16 protein-coding genes and 4 tRNA genes are annotated in these 21,328 nt (G+C 63.3%); 14 read left to right on the plus strand and 6 right to left on the minus strand.

Annotation, left to right across the window (positions count from 1 at the left end; all coding sequences use genetic code 11):
- Positions 1-159: 159 nt before the first annotated feature.
- Positions 160-1,338, minus strand: a complete 1,179-nt coding sequence (locus tag A4C63_RS03905; RefSeq protein WP_063911571.1) for an MFS transporter — start codon at positions 1,336-1,338, stop codon at positions 160-162.
- Between the two features lie 270 nt (positions 1,339-1,608).
- On the opposite strand from A4C63_RS03905, the gene A4C63_RS03910 reads away from it, so the two are divergent.
- A complete protein-coding gene (locus A4C63_RS03910; protein ID WP_063911572.1) occupies positions 1,609-3,486 on the plus strand; it encodes an MFS transporter in 1,878 nt (625 codons plus the stop codon).
- A gap of 9 nt (positions 3,487-3,495) precedes the next feature.
- On the opposite strand, the gene sugE is transcribed toward A4C63_RS03910, so the two are convergent.
- The 3 genes from sugE to rdgC form a co-directional block, all read right to left on the minus strand.
- The gene (sugE, locus tag A4C63_RS03915; RefSeq protein ID WP_023379200.1) at positions 3,496-3,813 is read right to left on the minus strand and encodes a quaternary ammonium compound efflux SMR transporter SugE; all 318 of its coding nucleotides are present in this window, start codon (positions 3,811-3,813) and stop codon (positions 3,496-3,498) included.
- 230 nt (positions 3,814-4,043) lie between these two features.
- The gene (locus tag A4C63_RS03920) at positions 4,044-5,009 is read right to left on the minus strand and encodes a bile acid:sodium symporter family protein (RefSeq protein ID WP_063911573.1); all 966 of its coding nucleotides are present in this window, start codon (positions 5,007-5,009) and stop codon (positions 4,044-4,046) included.
- A gap of 186 nt (positions 5,010-5,195) precedes the next feature.
- Positions 5,196-6,116 carry a recombination-associated protein RdgC gene (rdgC, locus tag A4C63_RS03925; protein ID WP_063911574.1) on the minus strand — a complete coding sequence of 307 codons (921 nt, stop codon included), beginning with the start codon at positions 6,114-6,116 and terminating at the stop codon, positions 5,196-5,198.
- Between the two features lie 217 nt (positions 6,117-6,333).
- Between rdgC and A4C63_RS03930 the strand changes: the two genes are divergently transcribed.
- From A4C63_RS03930 to A4C63_RS03945, 4 genes are all read left to right on the plus strand, one after another.
- A tRNA-Val gene (locus tag A4C63_RS03930) sits at positions 6,334-6,409 on the plus strand.
- Between the two features lie 13 nt (positions 6,410-6,422).
- Positions 6,423-6,499, plus strand: a tRNA-Asp gene (locus A4C63_RS03935).
- 170 nt (positions 6,500-6,669) lie between these two features.
- Positions 6,670-6,745, plus strand: a tRNA-Val gene (locus A4C63_RS03940).
- Between the two features lie 13 nt (positions 6,746-6,758).
- A tRNA-Asp gene (locus A4C63_RS03945) sits at positions 6,759-6,835 on the plus strand.
- A 132-nt stretch (positions 6,836-6,967) separates the two neighbouring features.
- On the opposite strand, the gene map is transcribed toward A4C63_RS03945, so the two are convergent.
- Complete coding sequence (map, locus tag A4C63_RS03950) at positions 6,968-7,816, minus strand: type I methionyl aminopeptidase (protein ID WP_082888245.1); 849 nt, start codon at positions 7,814-7,816, stop codon at positions 6,968-6,970.
- Between the two features lie 264 nt (positions 7,817-8,080).
- Between map and A4C63_RS03955 the strand changes: the two genes are divergently transcribed.
- The 9 genes from A4C63_RS03955 to A4C63_RS03990 all read left to right on the plus strand — a co-directional run bounded on the left by A4C63_RS03955 (position 8,081) and on the right by A4C63_RS03990 (position 20,185).
- The gene (locus A4C63_RS03955; protein WP_063911576.1) at positions 8,081-12,106 is read left to right on the plus strand and encodes a bifunctional nitrate reductase/sulfite reductase flavoprotein subunit alpha; all 4,026 of its coding nucleotides are present in this window, start codon (positions 8,081-8,083) and stop codon (positions 12,104-12,106) included.
- 308 nt (positions 12,107-12,414) lie between these two features.
- On the plus strand, positions 12,415-14,964 hold the full coding sequence (nirB, locus tag A4C63_RS03960; RefSeq protein WP_063911577.1) for a nitrite reductase large subunit NirB: 2,550 nt from the start codon (positions 12,415-12,417) through the stop codon (positions 14,962-14,964).
- Entirely contained in the window at positions 14,964-15,326 is a 363-nt protein-coding gene (gene nirD, locus A4C63_RS03965; protein WP_063911578.1) for a nitrite reductase small subunit NirD, read from the plus strand. The genes nirB and nirD overlap by 1 nt, the downstream gene beginning before the upstream one ends.
- Before the next feature lie 270 nt (positions 15,327-15,596).
- A complete protein-coding gene (locus A4C63_RS25245) occupies positions 15,597-16,562 on the plus strand; it encodes an RHS repeat-associated core domain-containing protein (protein ID WP_082888246.1) in 966 nt (321 codons plus the stop codon).
- Between the two features lie 49 nt (positions 16,563-16,611).
- Entirely contained in the window at positions 16,612-17,544 is a 933-nt protein-coding gene (gene pcaQ, locus A4C63_RS03970) for a pca operon transcription factor PcaQ (protein WP_063911579.1), read from the plus strand.
- Between the two features lie 327 nt (positions 17,545-17,871).
- Positions 17,872-18,636: an FKBP-type peptidyl-prolyl cis-trans isomerase gene (locus A4C63_RS03975; protein WP_063911580.1), complete on the plus strand. Its 765-nt coding sequence runs from the start codon at positions 17,872-17,874 to the stop codon at positions 18,634-18,636.
- A 293-nt stretch (positions 18,637-18,929) separates the two neighbouring features.
- Positions 18,930-19,370 carry a YkvA family protein gene (locus A4C63_RS03980; protein ID WP_015269270.1) on the plus strand — a complete coding sequence of 147 codons (441 nt, stop codon included), beginning with the start codon at positions 18,930-18,932 and terminating at the stop codon, positions 19,368-19,370.
- 111 nt (positions 19,371-19,481) lie between these two features.
- Positions 19,482-19,820 carry a helix-turn-helix transcriptional regulator gene (locus A4C63_RS03985; RefSeq protein WP_063911581.1) on the plus strand — a complete coding sequence of 113 codons (339 nt, stop codon included), beginning with the start codon at positions 19,482-19,484 and terminating at the stop codon, positions 19,818-19,820.
- The gene (locus A4C63_RS03990) at positions 19,817-20,185 is read left to right on the plus strand and encodes a hypothetical protein (protein WP_063911582.1); all 369 of its coding nucleotides are present in this window, start codon (positions 19,817-19,819) and stop codon (positions 20,183-20,185) included. The genes A4C63_RS03985 and A4C63_RS03990 overlap by 4 nt, the downstream gene beginning before the upstream one ends.
- Before the next feature lie 60 nt (positions 20,186-20,245).
- Here the strand turns inward: A4C63_RS03990 and A4C63_RS03995 are convergent, their stop codons facing one another.
- On the minus strand, positions 20,246-21,214 hold the full coding sequence (locus A4C63_RS03995; protein WP_063911583.1) for an EAL domain-containing protein: 969 nt from the start codon (positions 21,212-21,214) through the stop codon (positions 20,246-20,248).
- Positions 21,215-21,328: the final 114 nt, after the last annotated feature.

Genomic DNA, 21,328 nt, shown 5'->3' on the forward strand with positions numbered 1-21,328 from the left:
AAGCAAAAAGATAACGCGGTCCCGATCAATCAGTCTGGCACGCAGGTGCCGCTTCGTCAGCGCAGACGATGGTCGCAGTGGCAGGTGGTCGCAGGGTTCTCTTTAACCGGTGCCGGCCCTTTCGCGGGTGAACCCGCGAAGAGGCCAGCAGAGCAAACATCATCCTTTACGGGTACCCAGCCAATAAAACACCCCTGCCAGTATCACCGACAACACCAGCAGGTAGAAGATCGCCCCCGGCCACAGGTGCACCAGGGCAAACCCCACCATCACCGGCCCCAGCGCCGCGCCGAGGTTGGACAGGTTCTGCGCACCGTAATACACCCCACGCAGGTGCTCGGGCGCGATCAGGTCGATGAACATGTACTCGGCCGGGATCACGATGATCTCGCCCAGGGTGAACACCAGCATCGCCAGGCACCACGCCAGCGCCGAGCCGGCCAGGGCAAAGCCCAGTAGCCCGGCGATGAACAGGCCCATGCCGGCCAGCAGCCAGGGCATCAGGCGCTGGCGGCTGATGCGTCGGCCAATCAGGTACTGCAGGGCAATCACCGTCACCGCGTTGGTGGTCACCAGGTAACCGACCAGGCGCGCTGCCTCGGCCGGGCTGCTGGTCACCACCAGGTACTGCGACAGGTAGGCGGTGAACTGGCCGAACACCACTGCGCTAAGCACCCCGCCCAAGGTGAAGCATACCAGTCGCCGGTCACGGGCCAGCCCCAGCGCCACCTGGCCAAAACCGACCCCGGGCTTGTCCGGTGCACTGGCCTGCAGGTTGCGGTCCCCCAGGCGCCAGTAGGCCAGGCACATACCCAGGCCGAGCAGGGCAGAGGCGATGAACGGCATATGGTCGTTCAGCTCCAGCATGGCCACGCCCAGCAGCGGGCCGGCAGCGTAGCCGACGTTGCTGAGGGTGTACTTGATGGCGAACACTTCGGCTCGTTCCTCCACCGGCAGTAACGCGCAGAAGCCCGCCTTGGCGGCGATGTCGACCACTGCCAGGGCCAGGTTGATCAGTACCAGGCAGAGAAAGAACAGCAGCGCCGAATTGCTGACGACCGCGCCGACGAAGGCCACGGCAAACAGCAGGGTGCTGGCGCTGACCAGTGTGTGGTTGCGCAAGGTATCCACCAGATGGCCGCCATACAGGCTCAGCAGCGAGGCGATGATCAGCGCGCCACCGATCAGCAGGCCGATCTGGCTGATCGGCAGCTGGAAGTTGTCGGCCAGGTACACCACCAGGTAGGGCAGGGTAAGGGCGCGGGCGACGGTGAGGGTGAAGGTGGTGGTAAGCAGCAGGCGAACGGTGTGCGGGTAGCGTTTTATGGCGGCGAGCATGACCACATCCTTGTTGTTCTGTTTTGCCGGGGGGCAGCATATGCCAACAGAGGCCTGCTGCGCAGGCCTTTCGCTGGCACGCCCGCTCCCACAGGTACGGCGCTGCCCTCAAGCATGTGATATCCCTGTGGGAGCGGGCGTGCCCGCGAAAGGGCCGGTACAGTCCTCCAAGATCCTCGAGCGCTTGCCAGCCAGCGCATTTCCCATGCAGATTTGTGGCTTGTCGCGCCCAACGCGCCTCCAATTGAAAAGCCCTCAGGACCAAGGACGATGAGTCACTCCTCGCAATTCACCTTGCTCGGCAAGCGGCGTTTCCTGCCGTTTTTCATTACCCAGTCGCTGGGTGCCTTCAACGACAACCTGTTCAAGCAGTCGCTGATCCTGGCGATCCTGTTCAAGCTCAGCCTGGGCGAAGGTGACCGTTCGATCTGGGTCAACCTGTGCGCCTTGCTGTTCATCCTGCCGTTCTTCCTGTTTTCGGCGCTGGGCGGGCAGTTTGGCGAGAAGTTCGCCAAGGACGCGCTGATCCGGGCGATCAAGCTGGCCGAGATCGCGATCATGTCGGTCGGTGCGCTCGGCTTCATCACCAACCACCTGGTGCTGATGCTGGTGGCGCTGTTCGGCATGGGTACCCACTCGGCGCTGTTCGGCCCGGTGAAGTACTCGATCCTGCCGCAGGCCCTGCGCGAGGAAGAACTGGTCGGCGGCAACGGCCTGGTGGAAACCGGCACCTTCCTGGCCATCCTCGCCGGCACCATCGGCGCCGGGGTGATGATGTCGGCCGACAGCTATGCCACCGTGGTGGCCGGCGGTGTGGTCGGCACCGCCGTGCTCGGCTACCTGGCCAGCCGCTGGATCCCACGGGCCGCTGCCGCCTCACCGCAAATGTCACTGGACTGGAACATCTTCAAGCAGTCGTGGGCGATCCTGCGCATGGGCCTGGGACAGCCGCCGGCGGTGTCGCGCTCGATCGTCGGCAACTCGTGGTTCTGGTTCGTCGGTGCCATCTACCTCACGCAGATTCCGGCCTACGCCAAGGACTGGCTGCACGGTGATGGCACGGTGGTGACCCTGGTGCTGACCTTGTTCTCGGTGGGGATCGCCCTGGGTTCGCTGCTGTGCGAGCGGCTGAGTGGGCGCAAGGTGGAAATCGGCCTGGTGCCGTTCGGCTCGTTCGGCCTGAGCCTGTTTGGCCTGCTGTGGTGGTGGCACTCCGGCGATGTGCCGGCTGCGGCGGCGCCACACGACTGGCTGACGCTGTTGGGCATGGGCCAGGCCTGGTGGATCCTGCTGTCGATCGTCGGCCTTGGGGTATTCGGCGGCTTCTACATCGTGCCGCTGTATGCACTGATCCAGGCCCGCACCGCCGAAGACCAGCGCGCTCGGGTGATTGCAGCCAACAACATCCTCAATGCCCTGTTCATGGTGGTGTCGGCAGTACTCACCATCATCCTGCTGGGCTTGGCCGAGTTGACCATCCCGCAGCTGTTCCTGGTGGTGTCGCTGCTCAACATCGCGGTCAACGCCTATATCTTCAGGATCGTGCCCGAGTTCACCATGCGCTTCCTGATCTGGCTGCTCAGCCATTCGATGTACCGCGTGCAGCACCGCGACCTCGAGCGCATCCCCGACGAAGGCGCGGCGTTGCTGGTGTGCAACCACGTGTCGTTCGTCGATGCGCTGCTGCTGGGCGGGGCGATCCGCCGCCCGATACGCTTTGTCATGTACTACAAAATCTACAACCTGCCGGTGCTCAACTTCGTGTTCCGCACCGCAGGCGCCATCCCGATTGCCGGGCGCAACGAAGATCTGGCCATCTACGAGCGTGCTTTCGCGCGTATTGCCCAATACCTGGCCGATGGCGAGCTGGTGTGCATCTTCCCGGAGGGCAAGCTGACCGGGGACGGCGAAATCGATGTGTTCAAGGGTGGTGTCAACCGCATCCTCGAAGAAACCCCGGTGCCGGTAATTCCATTGGCGTTGCAGGGGCTTTGGGGCAGCTTCTTCAGCCGTGACCCGGGCAAGGGCTTTCTCAAGCGCCTTTGGTCGCGGGTGACCATCGTGGCAGGCGCCGCCATCCCGGTGGAAGCGGCGCAGCCAGAAGCGTTGCGTGAGCAGGTCAGCCGCCTGCGCGGCGACCTGCGCTAGGGGAGGGCGTTAGCTGGCGCTGACTTTCAGGCCGACCAGGCCGGTAACGATCAGCGCCACGCTGGCCAGGCGTACCAGGGCCATGGACTCGCCGAACAGGATGATGCCGGCGATCACCGTGCCAACGGCGCCGACGCCGGTCCAGATGGCATAGGCGGTGCCCAGCGGCAGCTCTTTCATGGCCAGGCCCAGCAGGCCCAGGCTGATGGCCATGGCGGCGACGGTGAGGACGGTGGGCAGTGGTTTGCTGAAGCCGTCGGTGTATTTCAGGCCGACGGCCCAGCCGACCTCGAACAGGCCGGCGAAGAACAGGATGATCCAGGACATGGAGCGTCTCCATCGTTGTAAATGATGGGGCCGTCCCCGGAGTGGTCACGCGGTGCGTCGCGAGGTCGTCCTCGCAGTGGGCTCCATGGTGCACACCTGAAGGTTTCAGGGCAAGCCTTTGCCGGCCCTTTCGCGGGCACGCCCGCTCCCACAAGGACCGCACAATGTTCAGGCCTGTGGTAATCCCTTTGGGAGCGGGCGTGCCCGCGAAAGCGGCAGTGCAGGCAACATCAATGCCTGGCCGGCTCCCCACCTTCAGCTTCTGCCACAGGCTCACCCATGCGCCGGAACCAGGTCGACAGCAGCGCCCCGGAAATATTGTGCCAAACGCTGAACAACGCACTCGGCACCGCAGCCAGCGGCGAAAAATGCGCCGCCGCCAGTGCTGCGCCCAGCCCGGAGTTCTGCATGCCCACCTCCAGCGCCAGCGACTTGCGCTGTGCCAGCGGCAGCTTGCACAGCCTGCCGGTCAGGTACCCCAGCAAGTAGCCAAAGCTGTTGTGCAATACCACCACCGCCATGATCAGCAGCCCCGACTCGGCGATCTTGGCCTGGCTGGCCGCCACCACCGCGCACACGATCATCACGATGCTCACCACCGACACCAGCGGCAGCACCTGCACCGCCGCCTGCACCCGGGCGCCAAGCAGCCGTTGGGCCAACACGCCGAGCACGATCGGCAGCATCACCAACTGCAGGATCGACCAGAACATGTCCATGAAGGACACCGGCAGCCAGGCGGAGGCGAGGAACCAGATCAGTGCCGGGGTCAACAGCGGGGCGAGCAGGGTGGTCACCGCAGCGATCGCCACCGCTAGCGCCAGGTCGCCCTTGGACAGCCAGACCATCACGTTCGACGCCGTGCCGCTTGGGCAGCAACCGACCAGGATCACGCCCACGGCGATTTCCGCCGGCAGGTGGAACAGCTGGCACAGCAGCCAGGCCATGCCCGGCATGATCACGAAGTGCGCAACCACGCCGAGGGCCACACGCCAAGGCTGGCGGGCGAGGGCGGCGAAGTCATCGAGCTTGAGGGTGAGGCCCATGCCGAACATCACCAGGCCCAGCAGCGGCACGATGGCCACCTTCAGGGCGATGAACCATTGCGGTTGCAGGAAGGCCAGCACGGCGAACACCAGCACCCACAGGGCGAAGGTGTTGCCGACGAAGCGGCTGAGGGCGGCGAGGGCACGCATGGGGCAAGTCCTTTTCCATTTTACAGCTTCAAGAATTTCACTGGCCTCTTCGCGGGCTTGCCCGCTCCCACAGGTACGCCACAGTCTTCAGAAACGGTGGTGTACCTGGGGGAGCGGGCAAGCCCGCGAAGAGGCCAGTACTGTCTGAGGATAACTCCCAGGCCAGCACCGGCATTTCAAAACACATCAGACCCCTTGCGGAATCTCTTCCCCACCCAGCGCCTCGAACAGCACCGGCAGGAATTCGGCAAAGGTCATCATCATCAACTGGAAGCTGGCATCGAACTGCTGCGCAGCCTCATCACCACCATCCTGTTCGGCCTGCTCCTGCAGCAGCTCTTCGAACTTCAGGCGCTTGATCACCATCTTGTCATCCAGTATGAACGACAGCTTGTCCTGCCAGGCCAGGGCCAGCTGGGTGACAACCTTGCCAGTGCTCAGGTGCAGCTGGATTTCCTCGCCGGTCAGGTCCTGGCGCTTGCAGCGCACGATGCCGCCGTCTTCGGCGGTGTCGCGCAGTTCGCACTCGTCCAGCACATAGAAGCCTTCGGCAGCTTCCTGCGATTTGACCCACTCGGTCATGGTGGCAACCGGTGCGATTTTCACGGTGGCCGGGCGCACCGGCAGCGAGCCCATAACTTCACGCAGGGTCGACAGCAGGTCTTCGGCACGCTTGGCGCTGGCCGAGTTGACCAGGATCATGCCCAGGCGCGGGGCGATGGCGGCGAAGATCATCGAGCGGCGGATGAACGCGCGCGGCAGGAAGGCCTGGATGATCTCGTCCTTGATCTGGTCGCGCTCCTTTTTATAGACCTTGCGCATCTGCTCGGTCTCGATCTCTTCGACCTTTTCCTTCACCGCGTCGTTGACCACGCTGCTGGGCAGGATGCGTTCTTCCTTGCGCGCGGCAATCAGCAGGTACTCGCCGCTGACATGCACCAGGGGAGCGTCTTCGCCCTTGCCGAACGGCGCGACGAAACCATAGGTGGTCAGCTCCTGGCTGGCGCAGGGGCGGGCCGGCTTGCTGGCCAGGGCCGCTTCCAGCGCTTCAGGCTCGAACGGGACTTCCTGGGTCAGGCGGTAGGTCAGCAGGTTCTTGAACCACATGAGGGGCAATCTCTCCTTAATGCATAGGGCGGGCATTATTCTCCGAGCGGTGCTCTCAGGCCAACCCTGTCGGAGTGCCAGTAGCGGTTGCTGGAGGTAAAGATGCGCGTAGCAACGCTAGGTCTTTGAAAGGCCTGAGGTTTTTTTTGAAAAAAGTTAAAAAAGTGCTTGCCAGGGTACAGGGCCGTCCGTAGAATGCGCGCCACACCGAGACGAAGGGTGATTAGCTCAGCCGGGAGAGCATCTGCCTTACAAGCAGAGGGTCGGCGGTTCGATCCCGTCATCACCCACCACTCGATGTTTAGCGCAGCGGTAGTTCAGTCGGTTAGAATACCGGCCTGTCACGCCGGGGGTCGCGGGTTCGAGTCCCGTCCGCTGCGCCATATTTCACTTCCAGGGCCTACTGAACACCCGGAAGTATCAGAGAAAGCGACCTTAGGGTCGCTTTTTTTGTGCCTGTGATTTGGTGTTTCGCCGAAATTTGCAAAAAGTTCGATAAGTGCTTGCCAGAGCGTCAAGTCGCCCGTAGAATGCGCGCCACACCGAGAGACATGGGTGATTAGCTCAGCCGGGAGAGCATCTGCCTTACAAGCAGAGGGTCGGCGGTTCGATCCCGTCATCACCCACCACTCGATGTTTAGCGCAGCGGTAGTTCAGTCGGTTAGAATACCGGCCTGTCACGCCGGGGGTCGCGGGTTCGAGTCCCGTCCGCTGCGCCATATTTCACTTCCAGGGCCTACTGAACACCCGGAAGTAACAAAGAAAGCGACCTTAGGGTCGCTTTTTTTGTTTCTGCGCCTGGCCTCTGTGGGAGCGGGTTTACCCGCTCCCACAGAGGATCTGTAGCAATTTCAGCTACGACGTTCTTCTTCTCGCAACGTCAGCACTTCAAACCCATCCTCGGTCACCGCCACCGTATGCTCCCACTGCGCTGACAGGCTGTGGTCACGGGTAATCACCGTCCAGCCATCCTTCAGCGTGCGCGTCCCGCGCCCACCCTGGTTGATCATCGGTTCGATGGTAAACACCATCCCCGGCTTCAACTTCATGCCCATCCCGCGCTGGCCAACGTGCAGCACCTCAGGCCCTTCATGCATCTGCTGGCCAATGCCATGTCCGCAATACTCACGTACAACGCTGTAACCCGCCGCTTCGGCATGGGTCTGGATGGCATGGCCGATATCACCCAGCGTCGCCCCGGGGCGTACCTGTTCGATGCCTTTCCATAGCGCGTCATAGGTGGTGTCGACCAGGCGCTGCGCCTCATCGCTGATCGGCCCGATGCTGTACATCTTCGACGAGTCGGCGATATAGCCGCCTTGTTCCAGAGTGATGTCGACGTTGATGATTGAGCCTTCCTTCAGCACTTCATCGACCTTGGGCATGCCATGGCACACCACATGGTCCACCGAGGTGTTGAGCGAATAGGGGAAACCATACTGGCCCTTGCTCGCCGGGCGGGCCTTGAGCGTGCCGACGATGAACGCCTCGGCACGGTCGTTGATCTGCATGGTGGTCACGCCGGGGCGGATGAAGCTGTCGAGGTCGGCGAACACCTGGGCCAGCAACTCGCCGGCGCGGCGCATCAGGTCGAGTTGGGCGGGGGTCTTGAGAATCACCTGGGACATGGGGGGAGGGCAGTGGCTCATGCTGGAATGTGCCCCAGCATAGCGCCACGGGGTGCGGGGTTGCCACCGCATGGTGCGCTCCTGTGCCGGCCTCTTCGCGGGTGAACCCGCTCCCACAGGGACTGCACAGTCTGCAAACCTGTGGTGATCCTGTGGGAGCGGGTTTACCCGCGAAAGGGCAGGCACAGCTGGCCCATTAATTGCTGATCTACCGCTACCCAGGGCTATCAACGTCGACAGCCCACAAACCTTCACGACAAAGGCGCCGTGTTGCCCCGCTTGCCCAGCAAGCAGGGGCAGCCGGCGCCTTTTTGCGTTTCCCACAGGAGCCCGCCCATGGCCAACAGCGAAGTGCGCAGCGTCTGCCCTTACTGCGGCGTCGGTTGCGGCATCGTCATGAGCGTTGCCGATGGCAAGGTCGGCAAGATCAGCGGCGACAAGCTGCACCCCAGTAACTTCGGCCGCCTGTGCACCAAAGGCCTCACCGCACACCTGCCGCTGACCGCCGCCGGCCGCATGGAAGATGCCTATGTGCGCCAGCAGCGCAGCCAGCAGCCAGCGCGTACCGGCATCGACCAGGCCATCGCCGCTGCCGCCACGCGCCTGCGCGGCATCATCGACCAGCATGGCCCCGACGCCGTGGCGCTATACGTGTCCGGGCAGATGTCGCTGGAGGCCCAGTACCTGGCCAACAAGCTGGCCAAGGGTTTTATCCGCACTCGCCACATCGAGTCCAACTCACGCCTGTGCATGGCCAGCGCCGGCAGCGGCTACAAGTTGTCGCTAGGTGCCGACGGGCCACCCGGCAGCTACCAGGATTTCGAGCAAGCCGACGTATTTCTGGTGATCGGCGCCAACATGGCCGACTGTCACCCGATTCTGTTCCTGCGCCTGCTCGACCGGGTGAGGGCGGGCGCCAAGCTTATCGTCGTCGACCCGCGGCGCAGCGCCACCGCCGATAAGGCCGACCTGTTCCTGCAAGTGCGTCCCGGTAGCGACATGGCCTTGCTCAACGGCCTGCTGTATCTGTTGCAGCGCAACGGCCACACCAACCCCGACTTCATCGCCCGCCACACAGAAGGCTGGGACGAACTACCGGCTTTCCTCGACGACTACACCCCTGAACGCGTGGCCGCCATCACCGGGCTGGCCGAGGCCGACATCATCAGGGCCGCCGAATGGATCGGCGGCGCCAGCAACTGGATGAGCTGCTGGACCATGGGCCTGAACCAGAGCATCCATGGCACCTGGCACACCAATGCGATCTGCAACCTGCATCTGGCCACGGGCGCCATCTGCCGCCCCGGCAGCGGGCCGTTCTCGCTGACCGGCCAGCCCAATGCCATGGGCGGCCGCGAGATGGGCTATATGGGCCCGGGCTTGCCAGGCCAGCGCTCGGCGCTGGTAGCGCAAGACCGCGCCTTCGTCGAACAGCAGTGGCAACTGGCGCCGGGCAGCCTGCGCAGCGAAGGCGGCGAGGGTACGGTGGCGCTGTTCGAGCAGATGAAAAGTGGCGAAGTGAAGGCGTGCTGGGTTATCTGCAGCAACCCGGTGGCCAGCGTCGCCAACCGTCAGCAAGTGATCGACGGCCTGCGCCAGGCCGAGTTGGTGATTACCCAGGATGCCTTCCTCGACACCGAGACCAACCACTACGCTGACATCCTCCTGCCGGCCGCGCTGTGGGCCGAAGGCGAGGGTGTGATGATCAACAGCGAGCGCAACCTCACCCTGATGCCACGCGCTGTCGAACCACCTGGGCAGAGCCTGCCTGATTGGCAGATCATCGCCCGGGTCGCTTGCGCCATGGGCTACGCCGACGCCTTCGACTACCCCGATGCCGAAGCGGTGTACGAGGAGATCCGCCGCTTCCACAACCCGGTGACCGGCTACGATCTGCGTGGCATCGGCTACGCCGAACTGCGCGAACAGCCGCGCCAGTGGCCCTGTGCCCCGGGCCGCGACAACCCGCGCAGCCCGCTGCGATATTGCAACGACGGCAGCAGCCAGGCGCTGCTGCACGATGCCCAGGGCGAGTGCCCGGCGTTGGCCTTCCCGACTGCCAGCGGCAAGGCCCGTTTTTTCGCCCGACCTTGGCTGCCGGCACCGGACTTGCCGGATGACGACTACCCCATGGTACTGAACACCGGCCGAGTACAGCACCAGTGGCACACCCTGACCAAGACCGGCAAGGTGCCGGCGCTGAACAAGCTGGAGCCCGGCCCCTTCGTCGAAATCCATCCTGAAGATGCTGTATGGCTGGGCATCGCTGAAAAGGACCAGGTGGCCATACGCTCGCGCCGTGGGCAGGCCGTGTTGCCCGCGCGAATCAGCGACCGGGTCATGCCAGGCAACTGCTTTGCTCCGTTCCACTGGAACGACCTCACTGGCGAGCAGTTGGCGATCAACGCCGTAACCTGCGATACGGTCGATCCGCTGTCGCTACAGCCGGCGTTCAAGCACTGTGCCGTGACCCTGGAGCGGGTTGCTGGCGAGCGGATCGAAGCCCTTGATCTGAACACTGCCATTCCGGAGCCAGCTCGCATGCCGACCGCTATCCTGTCCCGTCTGCTTGGCCTGGACACCCTGCCAGCCCCGGTGCTGGCCGAGGAAGAGCGCCATTACCTGCAAGGCTTCCTGCTGGGCCTCGACCAGGCCCGCGCCGAGGGCGTGCCCTGCCTGCCTGCCAGTGCGCCGCTGGCCGGCAACCGCCGGCTGTTCGTCGATGGTTTGCTGGCCGGGCTGTTCGCCCAGCCGGCGGTGCTGCCCAATGCAGCGTTGGCGGCACCCCGGCACCAAGTGTTGTGGGCCTCCCAGACCGGCAACGGCGAGCTGTTGGCCGAACGTTGTGCCGAGCGGTTGCGCAGTGCCGGTTTCGATGTGCAGCTCAGCTGCATGGACGCGGTCAGCCCGCGTCAGTTGCAGGGCGCCGCCAGCGTGGTGCTGATCGCCAGCACCTTTGGCGATGGCGACGCGCCCGACAGCGCGGCGGCGTTCTGGCACGCCTTGCAGGGGGAAGAGGGCGCCCACTGCACCGAACTGCCCTATGCCGTGCTGGCCTTGGGCGACTCCAGTTACGACCAGTTCTGCGGCTTTGGCCGCAAGCTTGACCAACGTCTGGCCGAGCTGGGTGGGCGGCGCCTGCTGCAACGGGTGGACTGCGAGCCGGACTTCGACGACGCCTTCGCTGCCTGGCTCGATGCGCTGCTGCCCATGCTGGGCAGTGCCGCCGCACCGCAACCGGTCACCAAGCCTACGCCCGTGGCGGCTTACAGCAAGCAGCAACCCTGGGCTGCCACCTTGCTGGAAAACCGCCTGCTCAACGGCCCGGGTGCCAGCAAGGAAACCCGTCAACTGGTGTTCGACCTGAGTGGCAGCGGCTTCACCTATGCCGCGGGCGATGCCTTGGGCGTGTGGCCGCGCAACTGCCCGCAGCTGGTCGACGAACTGCTGGCGCTGATGCAGCTCGATGGCCAAACCATGGTCGAGCTCAAAGGCCAGCCCGCCATGCCGCTGACTGAAGCCCTGCAAGCGCACCTGGAGATTGCCAAGGTCACCGCGCAGCAGTTGCAGGCCTTCGCCAGCAATGCCCCGGACCTGCAGCGCCTGCTGCAGCCCGAGTGCAAGGCCGAGCTGCAGGACTGGTTGTGGGGCCGGCAACTGGTCGATGTCTTGCGCGCCTTCCCCCAGCAGTTGCCGCTGGCCAGCTGGCTGGCCCTGCTCAAACCGTTGCAGCCGCGCCTCTATTCGATCAGCTCCAGCCTGCTGGCGCACCCGGAGCAGGTGCACCTGACCGTTTCCACGGTGCGCTATGGTGCGCGCAAAGGGGTGTGTTCAAGCTTTCTTGCCGACCGTGCACAGGCGCTGAAGGTGGCCATCTTCCCGCAGGTGTCGAAGCACTTCCGCCTGCCCGAGGATGACTGCGTGCCGGTGATCATGGTCGGCCCCGGCACTGGTATTGCGCCGTTCAGGGCTTTCCTCGAAGAACGAGAGGCACGCGGGGCGAAAGGGGCTAACTGGCTGTTCTTCGGCGAGCAGTACGCGGCCACCGATTTCTATTACCAGGAGCAGCTACAAGCTTGGCAGGCTGCAGGGCACTTGCGGCTGGACACGGCGTTTTCACGCGACCAGGCCGAGAAGGTCTACGTGCAGCAGCGCATGCTCGAACAGGGCGCGCAGTTGTGGCAGTGGCTGGAGGCGGGGGCGTACTTCTTTGTGTGTGGCGATGCGCAGCGCATGGCCAGGGATGTGGATGCGGCGTTGCGGGCCATCGTGGCCGAGCATGGCGGGATGGATGCGGCGGCGGCGGGGGCTTATGTCGAAGCGCTGGGCAAGGCCAGGCGGTATCGGCGGGATGTGTATTGATGTGCTCCAAGATGGGGAGTGATGCACTTGGAATGTGCACTTGCTGTGCTGGCCTCCTTGCGGGCACGCCCGCTCCCACAGGTACTGCACAGGTCTGAAAAAACGTGGAGAACCCTGTGGGAGCGGGCGTGCCCGCGAAGAGGCCAGTACAGGAAACAGGGTTGGCACAGTCCCTGCTTTATCCCAGTTACAACAAAGCCCACTGATCAACGGCGATCAACCCGGGCCCCCTACCGTGATGAATACAGGCAAAGGCGCCTGGAGCTTCGGCTCCAGGCGCTTTTTTTTTTTTGATCGAGGATCGGCTTATGAAGGCAACAGCGAGCAGCGGGCAACGAGAGCGACTGGTCATCGTCGGCAACGGCATGGTCGGCCACCATTGCGTTGAACAACTGGTCAGCCGCGGCGCCCTGCAGCGCTTCGAGGTGCATGTGTTCGGCGAAGAGCGCCAACGCGCCTACGACCGCGTGCACCTGTCCGAGTACTTCGGCGGCAGCTGTGCCGAAACCCTGGCCCTGTGCGGGCAGGACTTCTACGGCGCCAACGGTGTAAACCTGCACCTCGGCGAAGCGGTACTGGAAATCGACCGTGATTGCGGCGAAGTGGTCACCGCCGAGGGCCGCTACGGTTACGACCACCTGGTGCTGGCCACAGGCTCCTATCCCTTCGTGCCACCGATCGAAGGCTCCAGCGGCAATGCTCGCCTGGTCTACCGCACCCTCGATGACCTCGACGCCATCCGCGCTGCCGCAGCCCGTGCCCGCCGTGGTGTGGTAGTGGGCGGTGGCCTGCTTGGCCTGGAAGCGGCCAACGCCCTCAAGTCGCTGGGCCTGGAAGCCCATGTGGTGGAATTCGCCCCACGGCTGATGCCGGTGCAACTGGACGGCGAGGGCGGCGCCGCGCTCAAGGCACAGATCGAAGCGCTGGGCGTGGGTGTGCATCTGTCGCGTGCCACCCAGTCGATCAGTGCGGGTGAAGACTACCGCTACCGCATGAACTTCGATGGCGGCGAGCACCTGGAAACCGACCTGATCGTGTTCTCCGCGGGTATCCGCCCGCAGGATGCCCTGGGCCGTGCCTGTGGCCTGGATATCGCCGCGCGTGGCGGGGTGGTGATCGACAACCACTGCCGCAGCAGCGACCCCCGCATTTTCGCCATCGGTGAGTGCGCCTCGTGGAACGGCAGCGTGTTCGGCCTGGTTGCCCCGGGCTACAGCATGGCGCGCAACCTGGCGGCGCTGCTGATGGGGGAAGCCGCTGGCGAATTCACCGGTGCCGACATGTCCACCAAGCTCAAGTTGCTGGGCGTGGATGTCGGCTCCATCGGCGATGCCCATGGCGCCACCCCGGGCGCACGCAGCTACCGCTTCATTGACGAAGCCAACAGCGCCTACCGCCGGCTGGTGGTGGATGCCAGTGGCAAGCACGTACTTGGTGCGGTGCTGGTCGGCGACAACAGCTATTACGACATCCTGTTGCAGTACGCCCAGAACGGCATTGCCCTGCCGGCCGACCCGGCGGTACTGATCCTGCCGCAAGGCGGCGCACCGGCCCTGGGCGCCGATGCGCTGCCCGACAGCGCGACCATCTGCTCCTGCCACAACGTCAGCAAGGGCGCGGTCTGCGCCGCCATCGACAGCGGCTGCGGCGACCTTGCCGCAGTCAAGGGCTGCACCAAAGCTGCCACCGGTTGTGGTGGATGCGCGGCCCTGCTCAAGCAGGTGTTCGAGCACGAGCTGACCGCCCGTGGTGTGGCGGTGGACAAGAGCCTGTGCGAGCACTTTGCCTACACCCGCCAGGAGCTGTACGGGCTGGTGCGGGTGGAGGGCATCCGCACCTTCAGCGAGCTGCTCGAACGTCACGGCAAAGGCCATGTTGGGTGCGATATCTGCAAGCCGGCGGTGGGCAACATCCTGGCCTCTTGCTGGAACCAGCCGATCATGGACCCGGCGCTGGTGCCGCTACAGGACACCAACGACACCTTCATGGCCAACATGCAGAAGAACGGCACCTACTCGGTGGTGCCGCGCATACCCGGTGGTGAAATCACCCCCGACAAGCTCATCGTGATTGGCCAGGTGGCCAAGAAGTACGACCTGTACACCAAGATCACTGGTGGCCAGCGCATCGACCTGTTCGGCGCCCAGTTGCACGAACTGCCGCTGATCTGGGGCGAGCTGATCGAAGCCGGCTTCGAAACCGGCCATGCCTATGGCAAGTCGACCCGCACGGTGAAGTCGTGCGTGGGCAGCACCTGGTGCCGTTACGGCGTGCAGGACAGTGTTGGCATGGCCCTGCGCCTGGAAGACCGCTACAAAGGCTTGCGCAGCCCGCATAAGCTCAAGTTCGCCGTTTCTGGCTGCACCCGTGAATGTGCCGAGGCGCAGAGCAAGGACATCGGCGTGATCGCCACCGACAAGGGCTGGAATCTGTACGTGTGTGGCAACGGCGGCATGCGCCCGCGGCATGCCGAGCTGTTCGCCACCGACCTCGATGACGAGACCCTGGTACGCCTGATCGACCGCGTGCTGATGTTCTACATCCGCACCGCCGACAAGCTGCAGCGCACCTCGGTATGGCGCGAGAACCTGGAAGGCGGGCTGGACTACCTGAAACAGGTAGTCATCGATGACAGCCTGGGCCTGGCCAGCGAGCTGGAAGCGCAGATGCAGCATGTGGTCGACCAGTATGAATGCGAGTGGGCCAACGCCCTCAACGACCCCGAGAAGCTCAAGCGCTTCCGGACTTTCGTCAACGACCGCCGCGCCGACCCGGACGTGCATTTTGTGCGCGAACGCGAACAGCGCCGGCCTGCTGCGCCGCTGCACCTGATCCCAACCGTCGAGGAGGCTGTCTGATGAACCTGTCCAATGCTGCTGTGAAAACCCAAGAGAACTGGCAGGCGGTGTGCCAGGCGGATGACCTGGTGGCCGATTCCGGGGTGGTGGTTTGGCTCGACGGGGCCCAGGTGGCGTTGTTCTACCTGCCGGGGCAGGCGCAGCCGCTGTACGCGGTGGACAACCGCGACCCGCGGTCCGGCGCCAACATCATCGGCCGCGGGCTGGTCGGTAGCTTGCAGGGGGAGTTGGTGGTGGCGGCGCCGTTGTACAAGCAGCACTTCAGCCTGGTGAGCGGGGAGTGCCTGGAGGATAGCGGGCAGCGCCTGCGGGTTTGGCCGGTGCGTTTGAATGGTGGGGCGGTGGAGTTGGCTGTGGCCTGACCCCGCCATCCGCTGCCTTCGCCAACAAACCCGCTCTCAAGGCGTGTACAGGACCTGTAGGAGAGGCCTTGCGTCGCGAAAGGTCTGCACAGCAGCCCCGGAAACTGTTGCCATGATGCTGATATCCCGGGGCCGCTTTGCGGCCCGTCGCAGGCAAGCCTGCTCCTGCAGGGTACAGGCCTTATCGCAACTGGTATATCTGTCAGTACATTTATCTTGATGGTGCGTTCATGATAGCCGGTAGCGCAGGGGTTAAAGGAAACTAGCACCATGGCCATAATGAGATCCGTGATCCGAAAGTACTTCTATGGGCGCAATGGTGTTTCAACGCTTGGCGGCGGGGATGAGTTTCTTTCCTGTATGCGCGTTGATATGGGGCTATTAACCATTCGCTCATCAGTTGGTTTAACTAGAATTATCGGTAGCGATTCACAAGGTTCGGCGCTATCTGAAATCCAAAGTGCGGCTTGCGCTCAACGATGTTTCACTGTTCATGGGCTTGCTGCGCATCTGCCGGTAAGGGATATCGGATTTAAAGGTGAACACTACGATGTGTTGACGCAGTGCTACCTTCTGGGAAATGGCTACCGTACCTACAGCCCGGTGTTGATGCGCTTTCAAAGCGCCGATAACCAATCACCGTTTGGTAATGGTGGGTTGAATGCATATGCCTTTGTCAAAGGGGACCCTGTCAACTTGAGCGACCCCAGCGGTCATTCACCAATAGCTGGAAATGGCCAGGGCTTTTACTACAGAGGCCCCATAAAATTGATTGAAGGGATGCGGGTTTTCTACTCGCAGAATGTTTCTGGAAAGCAGGTTCTGAATATCGGGGCTCATGGTGTTGCCGGCAGAATTGGAAGTCAGCGGGTTAACCATCCCGCGCGTGCAGTTGTGCAGACTTTGCAAAAACATGGCTACTCTATGAGCGGGCAAGAGACGCATATCTTGGCATGCAATTCGGCTAATGGCCAACCCTCATTTATCCAAGACATGGCGAACATTACTCAGGCACCTTCGACAGGCTATCAGGGCAGTTTGTGGACGGATGATAATCGGCCGGCCATGATCAATGGCAGCATGGACAATTACTGGGTCAAGCTGATCAAAACGATGGCTTCCGATGACCCCGATTTTGCGCGGTTCGCCTATGCGCCTGTCACGGTCAAGCCGGCAATTGCGCCACGTGAAGTGTCGAACGAACCAAAAGACTTGGCTACCAAGTTGAGGCAGTGACCACCTGAAGGCGTAAAGTGGTAGCTCGTTTTAATAGATTGCCCCCGACATGAACCTCGACACCCGCATCAAGTACCGCCACCTGCTGTGCTTCCTGGAGATTGCCCGGCAGGGCAGCCTGGCCAGGGCTGCCGACATCCTGGCAATCAGCCAGCCGGCCATCTCCAAGACCCTCAAGGAACTCGAAGACCTGCTGGAAACACGCCTGTTTGCGCGCAGCCGCCAGGGCGTCGAGCTGACCCCGGCTGGCACGCGTTTCATGCGCTATGCCGGGCCCAGCGTGCAGGCCCTGCGCGATGGCGTCAGCAGCCTGCGTGGCGAAGCGCGGGCGGCGTCGCAGGTGCGCATCGGCGTGCTGTCCACGGTCGAAGGCCTGCTCATGCCCGAAGTGCTGTGCCGCCTGCACCAGCGGCATGAGGCGCTGGTGATCAGTGTGGTCACCGGGGTCAGCGCGCAACTGCTCGGCCAGTTGCGCCTGGGCGAACTGGAGCTGGTGGTCGGGCGCATGACCGACAGCCCGCAAATCCAGGGCCTCTCGTTCGAGCACCTGTACAGCGAGTCGATGAGCCTGGTGGTGCGGCCTGGCCACCCGTTGCTGACCGGCACGCCGGTGGAGCGGGCGCAGGTGGGGCGTTACCCGTTGGTATTGCCGCCCGCAGGCACCACCATCCGCCAACATGCCGACAGCCTGTTTGTGCAATGTGGCATCCAGATGCCGGCCCAGCGCCTGGAAACCCTGTCACTGGCACTGAGCCGGCGCTACTTGCTGGGCAGCGATGCAGTGTGGGTGGCGCCGCGCGATGCGGTGCTGCTCGACCTGCGCCGGGGCGAACTGGTCGAGCTCGACCTGGGGGTGCGCGAGCCGGGCGGCTCGGTGGGCATCTGCCGTAATGCTGCGTTGCCGCAGAGCCTGCCGGGGCAGTGGGTGTGCGAAGTGCTGCGCGAGGTGGCGGGGGAATATCGCGAGGGGCGGTATCCTTGAGGGGCGGTGCGGCTGGTAGGGTTCGCCGGTAGCTGGTCGGCGCCTGTGAGATCGAGCGCCGCCCGCGCGGCGCTCGATCTCACAGGCGCCGCAAACCTCTCGGCATACGCCCATGGTGGCAAAAATAAATCCCCCGCAAAACCGGGCAAAGGCGGCACAACCGGTCAATACTGGCCAATGGCTGCACATCCTTCGATGAATAACCGTTTAACTACTGAACTTCCTTACCAAAACCCGCTCCTATGCCGGTAGCCATTGGTCATGGCCGCCTGCTAAGCTCGCGGCTTTACCCTGATTGCCCTTATGGCGCATGAACAAGGAAATAGCATGAAACAGCATCGTTTGGCGGCTGCGGTTGCCCTGGTAGGCCTGGTACTGGCTGGCTGTGATCAACAGACCAGCAGCCCCGAGCTGAAGACTCCGGCACAGAAAGCCTCCTACGGTATCGGCCTGAACATGGGCAAGAGCCTGGCTCAGGAAGGCATGGAAGACCTTGATTCGAAAGCAGTCGCCCTCGGCATCGAAGACGCCGTTGGCAAGAAAGAACAGCGCATCAAGGACGAAGAGCTGGTAGAGGCCTTCACCGCGCTGCAGAAGCGTGCCGAAGAGCGCTTGGCCAAGGCCAGCGAAGAAGCCGCCTCCGCCGGCAAGAAATTCCTTGAGGAAAACGCCAAGAAGCCAGGCGTGGTCACCACTGCCTCGGGCCTGCAGTACGAAGTGGTCAAGAAGGCCGACGGCCCGCAGCCCAAGCCGACCGACGTGGTCACTGTCCACTACGAAGGCAAGCTGATCGATGGCAAGGTGTTCGACAGCTCCGTCGAGCGCGGTAGCCCGATCGACCTGCCGGTCAGCGGCGTGATCCCGGGTTGGGTCGAAGGCCTGCAACTGATGCACGTCGGCGAGAAGTACAAGCTGTTCATCCCGGCTGAGCTGGCCTACGGCGCGCAGAGCCCAAGCCCGCTGATCCCGGCCAACTCGGTACTGGTGTTCGACCTGGAACTGATCGCCATCAAGGATCCGGCCCAGCTGCAAGGCGCCGAGCCGGAAGCTGAAGCCCCTGCTGACGCTCCAGCCGAAGCGCCTGCCAAGTAACACTGGCTGGCCCACGCAAAACGCCCCGTCCTGACGGGGCGTTTTCGTTTGTGCAGGGTGGTTGGACGAACCTGCAACTGCTGATACTGTCCGAGGAAATGCAGCGTGAAGCAGCAAGATGCTTCTGGCGCAAATCGTTTGCGACGTAGGCACCCATGGTGTGAAACGACTGTGTAAAAAACGCCCGATCTGACCGGGGCCCTTGCCTGGCAGGCACCCGGGGTCAGAAACGTCGCCCTGTTCACAAGGTTATCCACAATAAATGTGGATAACCTTTTCCGCCTGGAGGCTCCATGAGCGCACCCTGGAATTTCGCCCGTTTCCTGCCCTTGGCCGAGCGCCTGCTCAGCCGTGGCCGGTTGCCGGCCTTGCTGTTCGCAGTCGCCCGCAAAGGCCCGCGCATCGGCCAGCTGCGTGAAGACGTGAAGCTGCTGCAGTCGTTGTGCCTGGCCTGGTGGCGCGGCGAGTACCGTGCCATCAGCCCCAAGGCCCTGGTCACCATCGTCGCTGGCCTACTGTATTTCGTCAGCCCCATCGATGCCATCCCCGACTGGTTGCTGGGCGTGGGTTTCCTCGACGACATCGCGGTGCTGGGTTGGGTACTGAAGACCGTGGCCGACGAACTGGCGCGCTTCAAGGCCTGGCGCGACAGCCAGGCGCCCGAGCGGCTGCGTGTGGTCGAGCGCCTGCCGGCCACTCCCGAAGCCCTGCGTTTGGAGCGCAATACGCAGTGAAACTGGCCCGAGCTACTCCTCAACTGCACAGACCCCGGAGTTGGTAATATAATTGGCATAAGGGTTATGCCTACGGATTACATGCTGTAATCCTTTTTAAAGGGGTTTGTAATGGGTATTCAGGTCATCAGCCGGGACGGTCAACCCGAGTACGCCGTCGTTCCCTGGGAGCAGTACCAGGCACTGCTCAAGGCTGCGGGGCAGGCGCCTGCCGAGGTGGTTGCCATTGAAGCGCAGGGCGATGCAGCCAGTGCGCCATTGCCGGCCTTCAGCGAAGTGGCACAGATTCGCCAGGCCAAGGGCATAGCCCCTGAGCAACTGGCGCGCAATGTCGGCGTGAGCCCGGCTTACCTGGCCATGATCGAATCGGGCGAACGCCAGCCTGATGCTGCCATCCGCCGCGCCCTGGCCTGGCATCTGGGGGTGGCTGGCTGGAGCGAGCCATCATGAGCCAGGTCAGGATCAGCCGTCAGCACTGGGATAACCTGCTGGGCGAGCTTGACCTGGCCCGTCGTCAACGTCACTTGCTGACATACCGAGCGTTGATCGAACGCTTGCAATTACCCAGCCCGGCCATGCAGACGCTGACCGCCGCGCTGGAGTACCTGGCGGTGCTGGACGCCCGCGCCGAGCAACCATTGCGCAGCTCGCTGGTGATCAGCCAGGGTGCCAGCCGTTTGCCGCGTACCGGCTTCTTCGAGTGCGTTGAACGGTTGGGCCGATTTTCCGGGCCGGTCGACGGCATGGAAGCGGCCTCATGGCATGCCTCCGAGGTGGTCAGGGTGTTCGAGTACAGCTACCCCGAATCGGCCTGAAGCGTTGCCTGTTCCGGCCTCTTCGCGGGCACGCCCGCTCCCACAGGTACAGCACAAGGCTCAAGATCCGTGATGAACCTGTGGGAGCGGGCGTGCCCGCGAAGAGGCCATAACAGGCAGTGCATGCCTGTGAATCAATCCACAAGCCCGGCCATCGGCATCCACCACCTCCAATGCCTCCAGGTGCTGATGCCGGCCAAACAGCTCCAGCAACTGCCCAATCGTGGCATTGAGCCGCACCGTCGGCTGTTCGGCCAACGGCAGCTTCATCAGCGCCGGTAATGGCTGGTTTTCACGCACCCCCAGCTCCTGCGGCCGCCCCAGCAGGTAACCCTGCACCAGGTCCACGCCCATCTCCATCAGCACCGCCAGCTCCTCCGCCAACTCGATGCCTTCGGCAATCACCTGCGCCTTCGACGCCCGGGCAATCTGCAATATCGACCCGACGAACTCACGCTTGAGTGGGTCGCGGTGGATGCCGTCGATGAAATGCCGGTCGATCTTCACATATTCGGGGCGCAGCTCCGACCACAGGCGCAGGCTCGAATAACCCGCCCCCAGATCGTCGATTGCAATCGAGAAGCCCATGTCACGGTAGTGGTGCAGGGCATTGGATAGCAGCTGGAAGTCGTCGGTCGGGGTATGTTCGGTCAGCTCGATCACTACCCGGCTGGGCGACAGGCCGACCTGCTCAAGCAGCTTCAGGGTCTGGCCGGACGGGTAATGTGGCTCCAGCAGCGTCTCCGGCGAGACGTTGAGAAACAGCTTGCCCTGCAACTGCTGTTCGCTGAAACGCCGGCAGGCGCTTTCCCGGCAGGCGGCCTCCAGCTCGGTCAGGCGACCGGCCTGGTGCGCGATGGTAAACAGGTTCAGCGGAGCGTGCAGTGGGCTGTTGGACGGCCCGCGGCTCAGCGCCTCATGGCCGTAAACCCGTTGTTCGCTCAGGCACATGATCGGCTGGAACAGACTGTGAATGCTGCGTTGAGCCAGGATGGCACTCAAGGCACTGAGCTGCTCGGCAACGGTCATGACGTATTCCTGAAAATGAAAGGGCCGGGCGCTTCCACGCCCGGCCCCTCTATTTCACGACAGCGCGATGACTGTTTGATGACAGGTCACATTATTCTGCCATCATTGCCGTTG

Source organism: Pseudomonas sp. p21 (assembly GCF_001642705.1).
Taxonomy (GTDB): domain Bacteria; phylum Pseudomonadota; class Gammaproteobacteria; order Pseudomonadales; family Pseudomonadaceae; genus Aquipseudomonas.

Coding starts and splice junctions, on each gene's coding strand:
- map (WP_082888245.1), bottom strand. CDS start 7,816: ATGCGGTGGCAACCCCGCACCCCGTGGCGCTATGCTGGGGCACATTCC.
- A4C63_RS03920 (WP_063911573.1), bottom strand. CDS start 5,009: ATGCGTGCCCTCGCCGCCCTCAGCCGCTTCGTCGGCAACACCTTCGCC.
- A4C63_RS03905 (WP_063911571.1), bottom strand. CDS start 1,338: ATGCTCGCCGCCATAAAACGCTACCCGCACACCGTTCGCCTGCTGCTT.
- A4C63_RS03955 (WP_063911576.1), top strand. CDS start 8,081: ATGGCCAACAGCGAAGTGCGCAGCGTCTGCCCTTACTGCGGCGTCGGT.
- A4C63_RS25245 (WP_082888246.1), top strand. CDS start 15,597: ATGGCCATAATGAGATCCGTGATCCGAAAGTACTTCTATGGGCGCAAT.
- A4C63_RS03975 (WP_063911580.1), top strand. CDS start 17,872: ATGAAACAGCATCGTTTGGCGGCTGCGGTTGCCCTGGTAGGCCTGGTA.
- nirB (WP_063911577.1), top strand. CDS start 12,415: ATGAAGGCAACAGCGAGCAGCGGGCAACGAGAGCGACTGGTCATCGTC.
- A4C63_RS03910 (WP_063911572.1), top strand. CDS start 1,609: ATGAGTCACTCCTCGCAATTCACCTTGCTCGGCAAGCGGCGTTTCCTG.
- pcaQ (WP_063911579.1), top strand. CDS start 16,612: ATGAACCTCGACACCCGCATCAAGTACCGCCACCTGCTGTGCTTCCTG.
- rdgC (WP_063911574.1), bottom strand. CDS start 6,116: ATGTGGTTCAAGAACCTGCTGACCTACCGCCTGACCCAGGAAGTCCCG.
- sugE (WP_023379200.1), bottom strand. CDS start 3,813: ATGTCCTGGATCATCCTGTTCTTCGCCGGCCTGTTCGAGGTCGGCTGG.
- A4C63_RS03980 (WP_015269270.1), top strand. CDS start 18,930: ATGAGCGCACCCTGGAATTTCGCCCGTTTCCTGCCCTTGGCCGAGCGC.
- A4C63_RS03985 (WP_063911581.1), top strand. CDS start 19,482: ATGGGTATTCAGGTCATCAGCCGGGACGGTCAACCCGAGTACGCCGTC.
- nirD (WP_063911578.1), top strand. CDS start 14,964: ATGAACCTGTCCAATGCTGCTGTGAAAACCCAAGAGAACTGGCAGGCG.
- A4C63_RS03990 (WP_063911582.1), top strand. CDS start 19,817: ATGAGCCAGGTCAGGATCAGCCGTCAGCACTGGGATAACCTGCTGGGC.
- A4C63_RS03995 (WP_063911583.1), bottom strand. CDS start 21,214: ATGACCGTTGCCGAGCAGCTCAGTGCCTTGAGTGCCATCCTGGCTCAA.